The organism is Rugamonas apoptosis (genome assembly GCF_014042355.1).
Classification (GTDB): domain Bacteria; phylum Pseudomonadota; class Gammaproteobacteria; order Burkholderiales; family Burkholderiaceae_D; genus Rugamonas; species Rugamonas apoptosis.
This window is the reverse complement of the sequence record NZ_JACEZU010000027.1, coordinates 1-3,284: the sequence shown is the minus strand read 5'-3', so window position 1 is coordinate 3,284 and position 3,284 is coordinate 1. Positions and strand designations below refer to the sequence as shown.

The 3,284-nt window shown below is 55.9% G+C and carries 2 protein-coding genes and 1 rRNA gene; 2 read left to right on the top strand and 1 reads right to left on the bottom strand.

Annotation, left to right across the window (positions count from 1 at the left end):
• Positions 1-379: 379 nt before the first annotated feature.
• Positions 380-1,750, top strand: a complete 1,371-nt coding sequence (locus H3H39_RS27220) for a sodium-dependent transporter (protein WP_229218355.1) — start codon at positions 380-382, stop codon at positions 1,748-1,750.
• A gap of 138 nt (positions 1,751-1,888) precedes the next feature.
• Entirely contained in the window at positions 1,889-3,082 is a 1,194-nt protein-coding gene (locus H3H39_RS27215; protein WP_182157679.1) for a sensor histidine kinase, read from the top strand.
• Positions 3,083-3,164: 82 nt separating this feature from the next.
• Here the strand turns inward: H3H39_RS27215 and rrf are convergent.
• Positions 3,165-3,277 (bottom strand): 5S ribosomal RNA (gene rrf / locus H3H39_RS27210).
• Positions 3,278-3,284 lie beyond the last annotated feature (7 nt).

Here is a 3,284-nt window from a genome sequence, read left to right as displayed (position 1 = left end):
ACTCTTGCGAGTATCCTATTTCATTACTTCTTGTGAACATTTGATATTTTAAGTATCACGAAGACTGGCTTCGTGTGCACTTCCATCAAACGTCCACACTTATCGACTGTGAATTTTTAAAGAACTTTATTCGGTACTGCTTGCTGCTCATCGACAAATCGTTTTGTTTGTCAGCAGCAGAGAAGTGAGATTATGCGGCATTTCGTATAACTCGTCAACCCCTTGTTTCGCCTCGCTCAACTCACATTTGCATGCGCTGTTTCGCGAGGGACCGAACTATAACAAACGAAACGATGGCTTGGCAAGGAATTTTTGCGGCGCACAACTGCTACAATTCCGCCCTTTTGCCGCCATGGCAAACAGTACAAGGAATATGGCCATGCAAGAAGCCAACACCCATACCGCCAAGCGCGGCACATTCAGCTCCGGATTCGGCGTCCTCGCCGCAACGCTGGGATCGGCCGTCGGGCTGGGCAATATCTGGAAATTCCCTTACCTCACCGGCGCCAACGGCGGTGCCGGCTTCCTGCTGATCTACCTCCTGGCGACATTGGTGATCGGCTTGCCGGTCATGATGGCCGAGCTGGCGGTCGGCCGCCAAGCCAGATCCAATCCCATTACCGCGCTCCAAAAACTGGCGCCCAAGGGCCAACCATGGTGGCTGATCGGTGCGGCCGGCATGGTCGCGGCTTTTTTGATCCTGTCCTTTTATTCGGAAGTGGTGGCCTGGGTGTTCGCCTATGTATTCAAGGCCATAGGCGGCTCTATCCTCAGCAACGATCGCCATGTCACGGAGGCGGCATTCAACGCGCTCATCGGTGATCCGGTGCAATCGCTACTGTGGCAATGGGGCGTACTGATCTTTATCGGCGGCATATTGCTGCTGGGCGTCACTAAAGGCATCGAAGCCTTGGCGAAGAAATTGATGCCCTTGCTGTTCCTGCTGCTGATGATCCTATGCGCCGTCAGCCTGTCGCTGGACAAGGCCGGCGAAGGACTGGCCTTTCTGTTCCGCCCGGATTTCAGCAAAATTACGGCCTCTGCCATCCTGACGGCCATGGGCCTGGCATTTTTCAAGCTTTCGCTGGGCATGGGCGCGATGCTGACTTACGGCAGCTATTTCCGCGATGATCAGAACATCCCGATGACAACTGCGCGTGTCATGGCGGCCGACCTGTGCGTGTCCATGCTCGCGGGCATGGCGATCTTCCCCGCGGTCTTCACGTTCGGCTTCGCCCCGGCGGCTGGTCCGGCCCTCGTGTTTATCACGATCCCAGCCGTATTTTCCCAAATTCCCATGGGGCAGTTGCTGATGATTGCCTTCTTCGTGCTGGCAGCCATCGCGGCGACCGGCGCCATGCTGTCGCTGACGGAAGTACCGGTTGTCATCCTCCATGAGCGGCTGAACATCCCCCGTCGCCGCGCGACCTTGCTCACCATCCTCGGCCTGGCGTTGCTCGGCTCGACTTGCGCGCTGACGAACAATGTCCTCGCTAACTTCAAGCTATTTGGCCTGAACATGTTCGATCTGTACGACTTCATCTCATCGAACGTTATTCTGCCGGCCGGCGGCATCTTGCTTGCCGTGTTCGTGGGCTGGGTCTGGGGTAAGGAAAAATTCACTAATGCCTTGTCCAATCAGGGAAAATTGAACAACCCGGGTGTAACGCGAGCGGCGTTCTTCCTGCTCCGTTACGTATCGCCCGTGCTGACTTTGCTGGTCATGCTGAAAGGCCTGAACCTACTTTAACGAAAAGAAAAAAAGCCAACGAAAACTGCTTCCGGATCTGTGATTTTTTACATTCCGGAACGTAGTATGCCTATACTTGGGAGGAATTGACTTTCGCCCGGGCGCTCGATGGACCAAAGTGCATTTCCCAATGTACCAATGCCGACAATCCTCATTGTCGACGACTCCCTGTCCTACCTCGGCGCGCTGCTGGACCGGCTGGAACGGCACGGCTTCCTGGTGGTACTGGCCCAGACGGCGGCCGAAGGGTTGATGCGGGCCGAATTTGCGGAACCGGATCTCATTCTGCTCGACGTCGTCATGCCCGGCATCGATGGTTTCGAAGCCTGCCGGCGCCTGAAGGCCGGCAAGGCGACCAAGGATATTCCCGTCATCTTCATGACCGGGGTGACCGATCCCAAACAGAAAGTCACGGGATTCGATGTGGGTGGCGTCGATTACATCACCAAACCATTCCAGATCGAAGAAGTTCTCGCCCGCATCAATACCCACCTTGCGCTGCGCAAGGCCAACCGCGAACTGCAGGAGATGATCGCCACGCTGGCCAAGGCCCGTGAAGACCTGATCCGCAATGAGAAACTGGCTGGGCTGGGCGCCATGGTGGCGGGCATCGCACATGAACTCAACACGCCTATCGGCAACAGTCTGATGGCGGCCAGCACCTTTGAAAATCAAACCGGCGACATCGTGCATGGACTGGCCGAGGATGGCAGCGTCAAGCGCTCCGTCTTCGAACGCTACATGGAAAATGCGCGCCTGACGGTGGATATCTTGAGCCGCAATTTGCACCGGGCGGCCGATATTGTCACCAATTTCAAGCAGGTCGCGGTCGACCAGACCAGTTCGCAACGGCGCAGCTTTTTGCTATCCGAAGTGGTGGCAGGAAATATCCTGACCCTGCAACCGACCATCAAGCGCACGCCATTTGTCATCCGGCAGGATATTCCGGAATCGCTGATGATGGATAGCTTCCCTGGGCCGCTAGGCCAGGTGGTCAACAACCTCATCAACAATGCGATCGTGCATGGTTACGATGGCTATAGCGACGGCGCGATCAATGTCAGCGCCAGACTGTCGTCGTTTGGCTGGGTCACGCTGGTGGTGGAGGACGAGGGCATGGGCATCAAGCCGGCCGACCTCCATCGGATTTTCGATCCCTTCTTCACCACCAAGATGGGGGTGGGTGGATCTGGCCTGGGATTGAATATCGTACACAATATTGTGACGGAAATCCTGGGCGGGACCATCGAGGTCAATAGCGAGCTAGGGCGGGGCACCAAGTTCACGCTGAAATTACCGATGCTGGCACCGACCAAACAGCCTGGCTGCTGAAGCAGGACGAAAAAAACCCCCATCTGCACTGAGCGCGATCTTGAGCGCGTTCAGGCTGATGGGGGTTTTCCCTTAATAACTAGCTTGACGATAACCTACTTTCACACTGGTTGCAGCACTATCATCGGCGCAGAGTTGTTTCACGGTCCTGTTCGGGATGGGAAGGGGTGGGACCAACTTGCTATGGTCATCAAGCTTTGAC

Bases quoted from the DNA above. Each gene is read 5' to 3' on its own strand.
- H3H39_RS27220 (WP_229218355.1), top strand. From the start codon at position 380: ATGCAAGAAGCCAACACCCATACCGCCAAGCGCGGCACATTCAGCTCC.
- H3H39_RS27215 (WP_182157679.1), top strand. From the start codon at position 1,889: ATGCCGACAATCCTCATTGTCGACGACTCCCTGTCCTACCTCGGCGCG.